Raw genomic sequence first — 13,277 nt, 5'->3', positions numbered from 1 at the left:
CACACTGTACTGTGTTGGCAGCTCTGCTACTCGTGCTGGTTTCACACTGTACTGTGTTGGCAGCTCTGCTACTCGTGCTGGTTTCACACTGTACTGTGTTGGCAGCTCTGCTACTCGTGCTGGTTTCACACTGTACTGTGTTGGCAGCTCTGCTACTCGTGCTGGTTTCACACTGTACTGTGTTGGCAGCTCTGCTACTCGTGCTGGTTTCACACTGTACTGTGTTGGCAGCTCTGCTACTTGTGCTGGTTTCACATTGTACTGTGTTGGCAGCTCTGCAAGGTCTGTTTTAGATGTAGAAATTGAAAAAACACTGATTCCTAACACGCAAGCACCGATTAACATAATTTTCTTTTTCATCTGAATTCCCCTTTTCATTATTAAACTTAAAAGTATAATTGATTTATGATTATATATACATTTAACCATATATTTACTTTTATTAGATTGATGAATTCAGGGACTTTAGATTCATTTTATTCTTTATAACAAGCAAATACACAACTATTTGCCTTTAAATATAACTTTAGGAATACTCTCGGAAAGGGGATGCCATCAATGGACTTCTCCGCAATTGGTCAACGAATTAGAGAACTAAGAAAATCGCTTAAACTTTCTCAGGATGAGTTGGCACAGGGGATTTGTACACAAGCACAGATAAGTAAAATTGAAAAAGGTGACGTATATCCTTATGCTAATACTTTATACCTTATTTCAAAGAAGCTGGGAGTGGACGTCAACTACTTCTTCGAAATTGGCTCAACTCCCAGAGTAGACTATGTTAACGAAGTAAGCAGGCAACTGCGCCTAACTCGTCGCCATCTTCTCTATGATGAGATGAACCGAATTGTAAAATTAGAAGAGAATAATCCGCTTTTCACTCAAAATGGTCGTAACAAACAGCTGATTTTATGGCATAAAGGTATTTACGAGCATGCTGTAAATAATAATGCAGAAAAATCAATAGAACTGCTGCAATCAGCAATTGACTTAACGCATGTTTTAGATAAAGTTTGGAATGAGCGGGAAATAGAAGTGTTAATGTCCATGGGAGCAGTCTATGTTACGGATAATCAGAATGAAATTGCCTTAAAATTTTTTTTAGAGGCTAAAGCACACTTATCTCAATTATTTTTTATTAGCGATCATTCCATCCTTCCACGGCTTTATTATAACATCGCAAGAGTATATACAAGAATCAAACAATTCGATGAGTCCATTACATATTGTAAAAAGGGTATCCAATACTGTATAGAAAAAGACAATCTCTTTCCTTTAGCTGAATTACATTATCAAGTTAGCTACAATTACGAAAAACTTGGTGATTATTCAAAATCTATATTTTATGTGGACAAGGCTATTTCGATCTTTGAATTAAATGAAGATACGAGGTTTATGAGTTTCGTAAAGGAAAAAAAGAAATCATTAGAAGCGCGTTATTCAGAATTAAAAGAAGCTGATCAAATGATAGAATGATCAGCTTCTTCTATTATACCGTAACAATCTTAGCGCCCGTTGAAGAGGCTGCGTATATATTTACTTTCCCAAATGAGCTTGTCTGAATGGTATATACATCTTTTTGCGGATTGCCGAGTATTTCATAGGTGAGACCGCCATATTTTTTCGGGTTCAGGTAGCCTGACTCATTACCTGTAGTGGGTGACTTAGATAATGGGTAAACACGCCATGACGTAGAACCTGAAGGTAAAACAACAAATTTCTTTTTAGGAGCCGGGGCCAATGATTTTTCTATATAATTCCGTGGATCGACGGAATTAGTGTTATTGATATTCCACCGGCCCTTATGAATTTCGAAGTGAAGATGCTGGTTTGTGGCATCCCCTGTGGAACCCATATACCCCAATACATCCCCCTGTTTGACTTTGTCTCCTTCTTTATACTTTCTGGAACGGCGGCGCATATGTGCATATATTGTTTCAAAGATTTGTCCGTGTACATTATGGATAATAAAAATAACTTCTCCATGGCTTGCAGAGTAATACGAGCGACTGACAACTCCATCTGCGGCAGCTCTGATTGCTACATTGCCTGGCAACGCGATATCTACTCCGAAATGACTCTTGGATTTATAACTTTGCGTGTAGCTACCGAGAGACGGTTTAATAAAGTCCATTTTCCATCTCCTCCATGCTTGTCTTATTTATAAATTATGCAGGCATGGAGGAACGGATTGGATAATTTCGTAGTTTAAAACAAAAAGAGAGCCTGTTTTTTATGTTAAAAACAAGGCTCTCCAATTTAATGTTGCTTACGATATTTTTTCCATACAAAATACAAAACAACTCCGGTCAGTCCACCCACTGTATCAATCATCACATCGTGAAAGAGTGGCGTGCGGTCCCCTGTAAATGACTGGTGCCATTCATCTGAGCAGGCATATAGAAAGACAATTCCCATCGTGATTGCAGTTACCTTCACTGCTCGCTGTATCCATACTCTGACGATACTGGCCAATATAAACGCCATTACTAAGTAAACGCCAAAATGGGCACCCTTACGGATAAAAAACTCAATAAAAGCCGGCAACCCTAATGCTTGCACACTTACCTCCATGCCAGCATACGTAAAGCTTATTTTTGAAAGTAAAGCCACTATCGAATCAGGAAGCTTCAAATTTTCACTCAGCAACGGTTGGATATTTTGTTCGGTATAAGGCTGTGAAGAGGAATAAAATATAACTCCCACAATCAACAATAAAAGTATTAAACGGTATATGATCTTTTTCCTAGCATTATTCATATTCCTATCCTAGCGGAATTCATCGGTAAGGTAAATGCCAAAGGCCTGCAAAATGGAAATTTTCTTTTAATTAATCGATTGATTAATTCGTATTGTAACATGTATTTTTGTCTATCTGTATGAGGAGAATTAAAATACCATGGCTAATAATCCCATTGCTGTATAGGTCATGCACATGATGACTAAAAGCCAGCCTATAGGGTTTGCTCTTTTAAACGCTATTTCATTAAGATAAATAAAATATCCCGTCAATAGACTTACCGTAACTAACTTGATCCAACCTGCTATATAGACATAGTTCAGGGGCACGAAAGAAGAATAGGTCCCAATACTCGATATAATCAACATGACAGTTAAAATAGTTAAAAAAGTCATGTCTCTAACAAATCTTTTTCTCGCTTTTATTTCCTTCTATACTCTTCAAATGACATCCACCTCCTCTGCATGACTTTAATTCCACGCTAGAGGATAATTTTCCTGCAAAATACGGTTCATTCATAGTCATGTATAAGGAAATTATCTATTCCGAAATATTCATAAGGGAAATCCATTGCATTATCAACATAGTAAAAAGACCAAATCCCGCTCCCTAAGAGCTAAATTTGGTCTTACCTTATATGAATTATGCCATACTGGCTAGTCGATTATCTTGGTATCGAATATTTTGGATTCCAATGACGTTTAGAAATTTTTTAATTTCATTAATAGCGGCTGTTTTATGTCCGTCAATGACTACTAGGTCCGTGACAAAGGCAATTTTCGGGTATTTTGTTTCACGTTTTTTCGGGTTTAGCATTGGCTTTTCTTCAATAAGTTGAGCGTCCATTTCCTCTTCACATGTCAGAATAACCGCTTCACCAATTTTCATGTTTTCCCAATCAAAAGAGAACGAAAATTCAATTGAACACTCACCGTCAATAAACTTTGGTTGTACTTTTACGTTTAACTCCACTATGCCCAGCCTCCTTCATTGGTTATTTGTTCCTAGTATAACAGGAGTGCCTATGAAGGTGGCCTGACCACATATGAGTAAAACACCAATATTCTTACATGTTTATGCAAAAATGCTCGCTCTGTCGCTTATTTTTATAACTCCAGGAATATTCCTAGATGAATATTTTGTATCTTAATTCTACCTTTAATCCCCAAAATATTCCATATGTTTTTGTAAAATTCCTTTAATTCTTTTGACCTCTTCCGCGCGAATGACCTCATAATAGATTCCATCTATTTTTTCAGCTGTACCTTCCATACTGATCTGATCGATATTCTGAACAGCCTCTTGATAGTTATTTTTTATTTTTATCATCTCTGAAATTGTGATATTTGTTTTTACATTATTCATTAAGGTAGTGGCGATTTGATCATAGTTAGTTAAGCTTCGGATATTGGCACCTGTTCGAATCACCTCACCAATCACCTCATACCGGCGCTGCTGCCGCCCTTCTTCTCCATTTGGCTCCAGCTGGCGCATGCGCATATAGGCCAAAGCCTCTTCCCCATTTAGCCGGATTTTACCTTTAGCAAAATGTTGGCCATCATAAGAGAAGTCTAACTGGTTTTCAACCGTGATACCTCCGATAGCGTCTACCAGCTCCTCCACTCCATCCGTATTGATGCTCACATAATAATCAATCGGGATTCCCAAAAACTGTTCAACTGTTTCCATCGACAGTTCCGCTCCTCCCTCTTGATAGGCATCGCTGATTTTGTCCCAATTCTCGCTTCTAGCAATTTTCACTCTTGTATCCTGTGGAATACCAAGCATTTTAATATTATTGTGTTTCGGATTGACCGTTATGACCATTGTCGTATCCGGTCTGCCGTTTGTATCTATACCAAGCAGCAATAATGAAAATGGCTCTTTTTTAGTTAAATCAAGCTGTTCTTCTCTATAGGGTGATTGACGTTCCCGCAGTGGATCCTTTATTGCTTGAAGGGCCTGATAAATAGGATATCCGACAACCAGGACAATCACAATTACAAAGCCGGAAATCCATAACCATCTATATTTCTTTCGTTTATCTGCACCTCGATTTACATTCATCGCATTCTCTTCTTTTTAGTTTTTATCTTTAGTCTTCTACTTTCCTCCCCCTTTTCATACGTTTTTTTGATCAGTTTTGTTACAATTAAGATTAAACTTGGTTAAACTGTCTCGTAAGGAGAATGATATATGCACGATGCACTTAAATTCTACGGGGAGCGAATTTCGGATATTCTCTCTCCTAAATCAACTAATGATGTTAATTTAGTTTCGAAGGGTCTTGTTCTTTATCGTCAAGGGACAGTGGTAAAGCTATCGATCGAATCTGATCTTATTCAAGGTGTCGTACAGGACGTGACAAAGGTGAACGTCACTTTGGATTTAAGTTTTCCAAGCAATAGCTCTTGTTCCTGTCCAGCGATTGATTTATGCCGGCATCAGCTGGCTGTATTCTTTGCTGCCTACAGCAAGGAAGCCAGCGTAACGGAATGGGTGGATCATTGGAAGAACAAAGAAGATCCCATGTTTCGTTTAAAGGAATCACTAAAAAATGGCCCAGTATATAAAGAAAAAAGCAAGCCTGCTAAACCGGAGCATACATACAATGCCTGGAAGGAATTTTTTATCCGTACCGCACGGGAAGAGTTAGCCATCCCTCCTTACTTTATGGCCGGGATAAACCGCTCTGCGTCTAATTTTCAGCGTGCGATTCAGCGCAGCGAGCCCTCCAATCAGCAATGGGTGCCTTTATACCGCAGCATTGCCTATTATATGGGCTTGGTACATTTATTTGATCTGCAAAGCCGTACGAAGGATCACTTTCAGGAAGAACTGCTGGAATCCATGATTCACGAACTGTTCCTTGCCTTTAAGGATGAAGTTCATCGGTTTGAATCCTCTATCCGTCCATTTGATTCAGAGGAGTTTATCCATTCCTGGATTGATGAAACAAAGAATTTGCCAACCGGTGAAATGGGAAGCGGCTATTATCGCTGGGATATCTATCGCACGATTTGGACAAATATCATTACAACAAAAGAAGAACGCGGGGCTGAAATAGATCGTTTGTCAAACCAGCTCCCGGCTCTCGCCGACTCCTTGCAAATTGAGTTGGTCTTTTGGATGATGATTCACATATATATGGTCGATGGCAAAGATGAGCAGGCGTTAGAATGTTTAAATAAGCTTGGTCCAATATCCTGCTTCTTCCTTACCTTTGTGTTAGAGGAACTGCATAATGCAAAGGAACATGCACGAATGGTTCCCTTTGTTGAATTCTTCTCAAAAAATATTAAAGCTTATTTGCATGATTATCAGACTCAGGAGTATAAGAGAACTCGATTTTTATATAATGCCCTGCAAATAATTCGTCCTTTTTGCTCAGCCGCCAAACGGTTCGACTTACTGGAGCGTATTCTAAGGGAAACCATTCCTTACTCCCTTATTCCATATTCACACTATTTGTATGAGAAGAAGGAGTATAAAAAATGGGTTGAGCTCCAGGTTGCTGAGCGTGTTGATGTCCTATACGAGTGGGCCAATCAAACAAAGGAAATTCAAAAGGAACAGCCGGAAGTTCTCCTTCCTATTCTTCATCTGCAGGTCGTTAATTTGATTGCAGCTAAAAACCGTTCATCATACCGGGAAGCGGTCCGTTATCTGAAAAAGCTGAGAACTATTTATAAAAAGCTTAAGCGCGTAAACGTTTGGGAATCTTATATTGAATACATCAGCGACGATAATAAGCGATTACGTGCTTTTCAGGAAGAACTAAAGAAAGGAAAGTTAATTGATGCAGCTGATTGAAACTCTTCATATTCAAATTGAATTACTTGAAGGCGGACGCGTCTTTATTTATGGAACAGATGAGGGTGAGCCCGTTCCTGCCGAATTGTGGGCAACAAGTTTCTTTCTTTGGGACGCGGATAGTTTCTTTGGGACCAAATTGGATATCCAAACACTTGATGGTAAAAGCGGTGTCCTCATGAGCGCCCATAAATGGATGAAGGTGCTGGCAGAAGAGCCTTTCAACAGCTTTATTAATTGGTCCTGGTCCAATTGGGCATCCATTAGTTTAGCTTTAGCCCAATCCTTATATGAAACCGTTGAAAACGGAACGGTTATGCCTGATTTTAACGATAGTAATCAAGACGGCATTACCTTCCCGCTCCCACAGGAAATACTCGAAGACTTTCAGGACTCCTTTTGGGAACAGGAAATGGCCAGACACGAGCATGACGGAATCCAAACCATTACGGTTCGGCGTTTTGCGGAGGAATGGTTAAATGAAGCGATTAAAGACCGTCCCGGCAATCATCGCGTAGGTGATTTGCTTGATTTGTTTGCTGAAAAAAATATCTCCACCAAGGTACTCAGCCGCTTCTTTGACGGAGACCGTTGGGAAATATGGACCGGTGCTAAAGAAGATGAATTGCCTTTTTCTATGGGAATGCGCCTGAGCGAGCCTGATTTTGCAGCGGGTGATGAGGTTGACCAATGGAAGCTAGAACCGTTTATGCGCGGCAAGCGAAATGAAGAGCAATTTTTCGTTTGGGATGATCGCCATAGGATTCCTTTTGCCTGGAAAAAGCATATAGAGATGGCTGAGAAGGAAATTGCTCGCTGGAAGGATATTTTCCCTTGGATTGATGATATTGTCACTGAGGATCAGGCCTGGGATTTCTTAACGGATGCCTCCGAGGTCCTGCACATGCTTGGCGTAGAAATTCTATTACCATCTTGGTGGCAGGCAATCAAGGATGCCAAAATCGCCATGAAGGCTAAAGTGAAAAATTCACCAAGCCGCCGAAAATCATTTGTGGGTATGAATGCCTTGCTCGATTATAATTGGCGTTTCTCCGTCAATGGCGCTGAGGTTTCCGAGGAGGAATTTAACAAGCTTGTTGAGGAAAAACGGAAGCTTGTCTATATTAGAGGACGCTGGGTGAAACTGGACCCTGCCTTAATGAGGCGCATGCAGGAGTTGAAGAAGGAAGCAGATGAGCGAGGACTGCGTATCAATGATTTACTTCAGCAGGAGTTCGCACAGGATGAGGAGCCCGATGATGAGAATGAATCGGATTACGCGCGAATCCAATTTGAGCTGAACAGTGACCTGAGACGCTTTATGACGCGCATCAACTCACTTCAGGATATCCCGACTGTTCAGGTGCCAGATGCCTTCCATGGCGAATTGCGGCCGTATCAGCAACAGGGAATGAGCTGGCTGATGTTCTTACGTGAATATGGTTTCGGTGCCTGTCTGGCCGATGATATGGGTCTGGGGAAAACAATTCAGCTCATCAGCTATCTGTTAGCGGTTGAGGCGAAGAATGGTCCGGCTAAATCTCCCTCCTTGATTGTCTGTCCGACTTCCGTGCTCGGAAACTGGCAGAAGGAGTTTGAAAAGTTCGCTCCATCTATGAACGTACATCTTCATTATGGCCCAAGTCGTATGAAGGGTGAACAGTTTAAGGATGGGCTTGGCAATGCCGATGTGATTCTGACAACCTTTGGTTTGCTTCATCAGGATGAGGAAGACTTTTTATCCATGCAATGGAATGCAGTTGTGCTCGACGAAGCGCAGAATATCAAGAATTCCCATACGAAACAATCCCGGTCTGCCCGTAAGCTTGAAGGCATTCATCACATCGCCTTAACCGGTACTCCAATGGAAAATAGACTGAGTGAGCTTTGGTCCATTTTTGATTTTATTAATAAAGGCTATCTTGGCTCACAAACACAATTTGATAAAAACTTTGCCGGACCGATTGAACGCAATGGTGATAAGAATAAAATTGCTACCCTGCAAAGGCTTATTCAGCCTTTCCTTTTAAGAAGAACGAAAAAGGATGAAGAGGTAGCTCTCAATCTGCCGGATAAATTGGAGCAAAAGGAGTTTATCAACCTAACAACGGAGCAAGCTGCTTTATACGAACAGCTTGTTAAAGATACGCTCGATCAAGTTGAAAAACTGAGCGGTTTCGAACGGAAAGGGCTTATTTTGCAAATGCTGACCAAGCTGAAGCAAATCTGTAATCATCCTGCCCTTTATTTAAAGGAAGAGGCACCAAAGCATATTCTTCATCGATCCGGAAAAATGGAAAAGCTAATCGAATTGCTCGATATCATTTATGAACAGGATGAAAGTGTGCTTATTTTTACCCAATACATTGAAATGGGTAATATGATTAAGCAAATCGCTGAGCGCCGCTATGGTCATGTCGTTCCATTCCTGAACGGCAGCGCCAATAAAAAACAACGGGATACCATGGTGGCCGATTTTCAGGATGGCAAGTTTCCGATCCTTCTACTTTCCCTGAAAGCGGGCGGTACAGGGCTTAACCTGACGGCTGCCAACCATGTCATTCACTATGACCGCTGGTGGAATCCAGCTGTTGAAAATCAGGCAACTGACCGTGCCTACCGTATTGGACAAACGCGCTTTGTACATGTCCATAAGATGGTTTCCTCCGGTACACTTGAGGAGAAAATTGACGTTATGCTGGAGAAAAAACAATCGCTCAATGATGAAATTGTCCAAAGCGACAATTGGATCACCGAGCTATCCTCAGACGAATTAAAGGATTTGCTGGTGCTTGAAAGGTAAAGTTTTTAAGCCATCCCCTTTTCATATTTGGGGGATGGTTTTTTTGTGCATATGGAAGTCGAAATAATAAAAATTGATTATACAAATAAAATAATTTACAGTTATTAGTAACAAGAAAGGGAAGAAGAGGTGAGGAAACTGAGTTTTAAAGAGGTTGTACAAACTTTTGAGAAGACACAAGATTTAGCTGATGCACCGCTTACGTATATTGCAGTGATCTGTTGGACCATCATTGGAATAGCTATTTTCTATCATGTCATACGTGATTGGAGATCTTTATCCAGTTTTGCGGTTGGTATAAGAGTAATTTCCTTGGCCGCTGTTGGCTTCATCGCGTTTCACTTATATACGACGATCTCTGAATATGATTATTCACTTGATGAGGAAAAATGGAAACAGGATTATTTACTTGCTTACTTGGATTCACAGCCTGAAGAGAGGCGCTCCATTAAACAGGTAGAGGCAACAAATACAGATAGTGACAAGACAATCTCTTCAATGCATCTAAAAAAGGGATCACCTACCGTACACGTGAAATTTTTAACTGTCGGGAAGAATGGCGATAAACAGGAAATTTCTACCCAAGTAAAGATTAAACACATACAGGAAGATACCCCATATCTCACCTATAAAACGATTGAAAAAAATTTATCCGATCAATATAGAGAGGATATGTATTATGAAACGACTCTATATATCAATCAAGATAGCAATTTGTATAAATAAAGAAAGAGGATTTCCTCTTTCTTTTTTTAAGCAATTTATTTACTTACCCTCTTTTAAATACAATCAACCCACTTATTTGACGAAATTTCTTCTTCACTGTATACTTTTCTACATTATTCCTTCTTTTTCCACATTTTTATATCCATTTATGTAGTAATTTGTTGTGAATGTATAGTCACGGGCCTAGCATATTATAGTATATGCCCAATTAAAACAGCCAGATTAATTAACAGGAGTTGCTTGCATTAATGATCCTAGAAGAAAAAATCTCTTTTGAACGTACTTTAAATCGCCCCTCTAGACTAGCGAAAACAGTCTTACGTAATCATTCAACTATCCTATCCGATTTCCAGCTTAAACAAATACTCAATTTACTTTATGACGATTATAAATACTTAGGAATGACCGTTTCCATATACGATCATCCAGATCAAGTCATCGCAGACCGAACCCATTATGGAAAGGAATTTATTGATGATTGGTGTTATGAGGATTCTTTAAATGGCACATTGGGCGGATATCATAAGCTTGGTAAGATTGCTTTATTTCCCTTTAACCATAAGGTAAAAAACAAAAAATACGAGCGCGGGCTTATGCAGCTCTTTTTACTTCAGGATCTCTTTCATGAAATTCGCCATGCCTACCAGCGTGTCTATATGAAGAGGCAGTATAATACACCTTATGTCAACACAGGCAGCAATGGCTATCAATCACAATGGGTTGAACGGGATGCTAACATGTTTGCCCAAAGGATGATTGAGAAGCATCGCAACTCCATTAACACCATTTTGAATATCGACTTCCTATGGCAAAGCTGCTGGGGACGTTTTTACGTAACAATTGTACGCCAATAGAAATAAAAAGGAGACTCAGGAATGAGCCTCCTTTCTCTTACAATTTTTCAAGTAGTAACTCGCCTAATTTACGAATCATATCTCCACGGCTAATTACACCCACAACCTCACGATTTTCATTGACTACAGGTATCTTTTTGAAATGGTGTGTTGCCAGCAGCTTGAGTACATCCTCAAGCTCATCCTCTTCTCGAACAAAGACTACTTTTTTCTTCATAATTGCTTTAACCGGAGATTCACTTTTTGATTTTAAGGTTTCATCCAACTCTTCTATATAAGTGACATAAGAGGAAATGAAGGCTTTTGGGTTCATATATCTCAGGACATCCCCATCTGTTACGATCCCCAACAGTTTATTGTTTGGATCGACCAGAGGAAGTCCTCCGATTTTATGTTTCATTAAAACTTCCAGCAATGTTTTAATACTTGCCTCTTCATTTAAACTAATTACATCCTTGATCATGAAATCCTTTGCTTTCACCTTAAATCCCTCCTGGCTGTAATAAGAAAATATGTATCTACCGTTATCTTACCAATAATTTCAATTCGATTTCTAATAGAAATTTACCTTTTAGCAAAATAATTATCCCAAAACTGAAAAAAGCCGCGCATTGGCGGCTATCAAGAGGGGGTATAACTTTTATAAGTGTATTGGAGGCATTTTGTGTGCAGATTATGTTTGTGAGGGATTAATGTTCGTGGAGTTGATACGTTTGTTCACATAATTGATATTGAAGCTCCTTCATGTTAGACAATTCTTTTATGAGGATTTGCAGAGTCTGTTCGATTTTTCTCAAATCTGACTCACTTTTGGATACACGGCTATTTACACTGCCAACGATTCGGATTAAATCAGCGACTACTTCCCGCTCGTTCATAAAATAGGCACTGCGTTCGTTTCCAGACTGCCTTCATGAAGGTTATTCACCCGTTTACGATCTAAAAAGTTAACACTTTCCACTATAACTTCTGTTACATACGTACGCTTTCCTTCTGGATTTTCATAATTACGTGTATGAATTCTTCCAACGATACTGACTACAGAACCTTTTTGACAATAGGATGCTGTATTTTCAGCTGCCCGACTCCAAATTGTGCAGTTTACAAAGTCCGTCCCATACTCGCCATCTGCATTCTTAAAATTCCTTGTAACAGCCAAAGTAATGTTTGATACAGCTTTGCCTTCCGGTGTATAACGCAGATCAGGATCCTTCGTCAGCCTTCCAACAAGCGCAACCTGATTTAACATACTACCTTCACCTCTCTTTTTATAGCTTACAGAGGTATCATAAAAGAGTTATGGTTAAAAGTAAAAGAGGCGATTTGGGACTTTAGAGGGAGATTTTCACTCAAATTTCCTTTTTGAATATATAAATATGGTGTTTGTAATCAATATTTATAATCTGTGAATTATTTAACAAACTCTTCGACAAACAATATAAATATTTTTTCTTTTTTTTACCATGCTATAATGAACATATAATAATTTAAAATTGGAGGTAAGTTGATGAAAACCTTTAAGTTAGTTTCCTTGCAGTTACTTCCAGACAATCAGCATCCAACCGAATTACATATCCTAGACGGATTAATTATTAATAAAGAAAATGAGGCTAACACTTGGCTTATTGAGGCAGTCGTTGATTATGAACATTTCAATCTTTTCAAGGAAATCACTGCTGATACTGACAAGCTTACCGTTAGCTGTATCATCACAAAGAAGGATAATATCCCTGCCTACTTCGATGCAACTATCGCTGATGTCCGCAAGATGGATCAATTCGCCAGCATCCTGTTTCGGGCAAAGATTCGCAATCGCAGAAGAGAAGCCGTTGAATTCCTATTGGATACACTAGTAGATGAAGGATATAATGGTGAGGATTTAAAAAACGCCTTTAAAGAAGGCCTGGGTAATAAATAACAGCTGGCGAGATTACCTCGCCAGCTTAAACTTGTTACTTATTTTTATCTTTACCATTGTTATTGTTGTTATCAAGGATATCGTCTGCGCCTCGATCTGCATCGTTCCTGATTCTATCCCCATCTTCTCTTACATCTGTATCTAACTCAGAATCTTGACCATTATCATTAGTATCATTCATACCATTATTATCATCGTTACCGTTGATACCATTGCCATTATTGTTATTGTTGCCATTCATACCGTTATTATCTTTTGTGCTTTCGTTCGTATCTATCCCATTATTATCGTTCGTTCCGTTATTTTGCTCTTGGTTGTTGTTACGTTCTGGAGGCGGGTTATTGTCATCGTTATTATTACACCCCACCATTAATACAGATGCCAACGCAACCCCCATAATCGCTTTATAAAACTTCTGCATTC

16 protein-coding genes are annotated in these 13,277 nt (G+C 39.4%); 6 read left to right on the top strand and 10 right to left on the bottom strand.

Annotated elements, in window-relative coordinates; all coding sequences use genetic code 11:
* The coding region (locus tag AC4D4B_RS07880; RefSeq protein ID WP_490999601.1) for a hypothetical protein at positions 1–360 on the bottom strand (360 nt) is incomplete at its 3' end.
* Positions 361–558: 198 nt separating this feature from the next.
* On the opposite strand from AC4D4B_RS07880, the gene AC4D4B_RS07875 reads away from it, so the two are divergent.
* On the top strand, positions 559–1,476 hold the full coding sequence (locus AC4D4B_RS07875; protein ID WP_490995011.1) for a helix-turn-helix domain-containing protein: 918 nt from the start codon (positions 559–561) through the stop codon (positions 1,474–1,476).
* A 13-nt stretch (positions 1,477–1,489) separates the two neighbouring features.
* On the opposite strand, the gene AC4D4B_RS07870 is transcribed toward AC4D4B_RS07875, so the two are convergent.
* From AC4D4B_RS07870 to AC4D4B_RS07850, 5 genes are all read right to left on the bottom strand, one after another.
* On the bottom strand, positions 1,490–2,134 hold the full coding sequence (locus AC4D4B_RS07870) for a M23 family metallopeptidase (protein WP_490999600.1): 645 nt from the start codon (positions 2,132–2,134) through the stop codon (positions 1,490–1,492).
* A gap of 125 nt (positions 2,135–2,259) precedes the next feature.
* The gene (locus AC4D4B_RS07865; RefSeq protein ID WP_490999599.1) at positions 2,260–2,760 is read right to left on the bottom strand and encodes a VanZ family protein; all 501 of its coding nucleotides are present in this window, start codon (positions 2,758–2,760) and stop codon (positions 2,260–2,262) included.
* A gap of 129 nt (positions 2,761–2,889) precedes the next feature.
* Positions 2,890–3,135 carry a hypothetical protein gene (locus tag AC4D4B_RS07860; protein WP_490999598.1) on the bottom strand — a complete coding sequence of 82 codons (246 nt, stop codon included), beginning with the start codon at positions 3,133–3,135 and terminating at the stop codon, positions 2,890–2,892.
* Positions 3,136–3,382: 247 nt separating this feature from the next.
* Positions 3,383–3,712 carry a hypothetical protein gene (locus AC4D4B_RS07855; protein WP_490999597.1) on the bottom strand — a complete coding sequence of 110 codons (330 nt, stop codon included), beginning with the start codon at positions 3,710–3,712 and terminating at the stop codon, positions 3,383–3,385.
* A gap of 186 nt (positions 3,713–3,898) precedes the next feature.
* On the bottom strand, positions 3,899–4,807 hold the full coding sequence (locus tag AC4D4B_RS07850; RefSeq protein ID WP_490999596.1) for an LCP family glycopolymer transferase: 909 nt from the start codon (positions 4,805–4,807) through the stop codon (positions 3,899–3,901).
* Between the two features lie 129 nt (positions 4,808–4,936).
* Between AC4D4B_RS07850 and AC4D4B_RS07845 the strand changes: the two genes are divergently transcribed.
* The 4 genes from AC4D4B_RS07845 (at position 4,937) to AC4D4B_RS07830 (ending at position 10,936) form a co-directional block, all read left to right on the top strand.
* The gene (locus AC4D4B_RS07845) at positions 4,937–6,553 is read left to right on the top strand and encodes a hypothetical protein (protein ID WP_490999595.1); all 1,617 of its coding nucleotides are present in this window, start codon (positions 4,937–4,939) and stop codon (positions 6,551–6,553) included.
* Positions 6,540–9,356 (top strand): DEAD/DEAH box helicase, encoded by a 2,817-nt coding sequence (locus AC4D4B_RS07840; RefSeq protein ID WP_490999594.1) that lies wholly within the window; start codon positions 6,540–6,542, stop codon positions 9,354–9,356. Before AC4D4B_RS07845 ends, AC4D4B_RS07840 begins: the two co-directional genes overlap by 14 nt.
* 129 nt (positions 9,357–9,485) lie before the next feature.
* Positions 9,486–10,082: a hypothetical protein gene (locus AC4D4B_RS07835; RefSeq protein ID WP_490999593.1), complete on the top strand. Its 597-nt coding sequence runs from the start codon at positions 9,486–9,488 to the stop codon at positions 10,080–10,082.
* Positions 10,083–10,330: 248 nt separating this feature from the next.
* The gene (locus AC4D4B_RS07830; protein WP_490999592.1) at positions 10,331–10,936 is read left to right on the top strand and encodes a DUF3920 family protein; all 606 of its coding nucleotides are present in this window, start codon (positions 10,331–10,333) and stop codon (positions 10,934–10,936) included.
* Between the two features lie 37 nt (positions 10,937–10,973).
* On the opposite strand, the gene AC4D4B_RS07825 is transcribed toward AC4D4B_RS07830, so the two are convergent.
* The 3 genes from AC4D4B_RS07825 to ssb form a co-directional block, all read right to left on the bottom strand.
* A complete protein-coding gene (locus AC4D4B_RS07825; RefSeq protein WP_066105733.1) occupies positions 10,974–11,417 on the bottom strand; it encodes a CBS domain-containing protein in 444 nt (147 codons plus the stop codon).
* A gap of 208 nt (positions 11,418–11,625) precedes the next feature.
* Positions 11,626–11,814, bottom strand: a complete 189-nt coding sequence (locus AC4D4B_RS07820) for a hypothetical protein (RefSeq protein WP_066105730.1) — start codon at positions 11,812–11,814, stop codon at positions 11,626–11,628.
* Positions 11,811–12,185, bottom strand: coding sequence for a single-stranded DNA-binding protein (ssb, locus tag AC4D4B_RS07815; RefSeq protein WP_490995021.1), 375 nt, complete (start codon positions 12,183–12,185; stop codon positions 11,811–11,813). The genes AC4D4B_RS07820 and ssb overlap by 4 nt, the downstream gene beginning before the upstream one ends.
* Before the next feature lie 258 nt (positions 12,186–12,443).
* Between ssb and AC4D4B_RS07810 the strand changes: the two genes are divergently transcribed.
* Positions 12,444–12,854, top strand: coding sequence for a YwpF family protein (locus AC4D4B_RS07810; protein WP_139892094.1), 411 nt, complete (start codon positions 12,444–12,446; stop codon positions 12,852–12,854).
* A gap of 34 nt (positions 12,855–12,888) precedes the next feature.
* Here AC4D4B_RS07810 and AC4D4B_RS07805 read toward each other — a convergent pair whose 3' ends face one another.
* Positions 12,889–13,275: a hypothetical protein gene (locus AC4D4B_RS07805; RefSeq protein WP_140461881.1), complete on the bottom strand. Its 387-nt coding sequence runs from the start codon at positions 13,273–13,275 to the stop codon at positions 12,889–12,891.
* Between the last annotated feature and the right edge of the window lie 2 nt (positions 13,276–13,277).

This window comes from Pradoshia sp. Z6_59 (assembly GCF_058267515.1).
The sequence above is the reverse complement of the archived record's forward strand: the minus strand, read 5'-3'. Positions and strand labels throughout refer to the sequence as shown.

What these genes read in the sequence shown, in the direction of transcription:
- AC4D4B_RS07875 (WP_490995011.1), top strand. Translation starts at nt 559, where the DNA reads ATGGACTTCTCCGCAATTGGTCAACGAATTAGAGAACTAAGAAAATCG.
- AC4D4B_RS07870 (WP_490999600.1), bottom strand. Translation starts at nt 2,134, where the DNA reads ATGGACTTTATTAAACCGTCTCTCGGTAGCTACACGCAAAGTTATAAA.
- AC4D4B_RS07865 (WP_490999599.1), bottom strand. Translation starts at nt 2,760, where the DNA reads ATGAATAATGCTAGGAAAAAGATCATATACCGTTTAATACTTTTATTG.
- AC4D4B_RS07860 (WP_490999598.1), bottom strand. Translation starts at nt 3,135, where the DNA reads ATGACTTTTTTAACTATTTTAACTGTCATGTTGATTATATCGAGTATT.
- AC4D4B_RS07850 (WP_490999596.1), bottom strand. Translation starts at nt 4,807, where the DNA reads ATGAATGTAAATCGAGGTGCAGATAAACGAAAGAAATATAGATGGTTA.
- AC4D4B_RS07845 (WP_490999595.1), top strand. Translation starts at nt 4,937, where the DNA reads ATGCACGATGCACTTAAATTCTACGGGGAGCGAATTTCGGATATTCTC.
- AC4D4B_RS07840 (WP_490999594.1), top strand. Translation starts at nt 6,540, where the DNA reads ATGCAGCTGATTGAAACTCTTCATATTCAAATTGAATTACTTGAAGGC.
- AC4D4B_RS07830 (WP_490999592.1), top strand. Translation starts at nt 10,331, where the DNA reads ATGATCCTAGAAGAAAAAATCTCTTTTGAACGTACTTTAAATCGCCCC.
- AC4D4B_RS07820 (WP_066105730.1), bottom strand. Translation starts at nt 11,814, where the DNA reads ATGAACGAGCGGGAAGTAGTCGCTGATTTAATCCGAATCGTTGGCAGT.
- ssb (WP_490995021.1), bottom strand. Translation starts at nt 12,185, where the DNA reads ATGTTAAATCAGGTTGCGCTTGTTGGAAGGCTGACGAAGGATCCTGAT.
- AC4D4B_RS07810 (WP_139892094.1), top strand. Translation starts at nt 12,444, where the DNA reads ATGAAAACCTTTAAGTTAGTTTCCTTGCAGTTACTTCCAGACAATCAG.
- AC4D4B_RS07805 (WP_140461881.1), bottom strand. Translation starts at nt 13,275, where the DNA reads ATGCAGAAGTTTTATAAAGCGATTATGGGGGTTGCGTTGGCATCTGTA.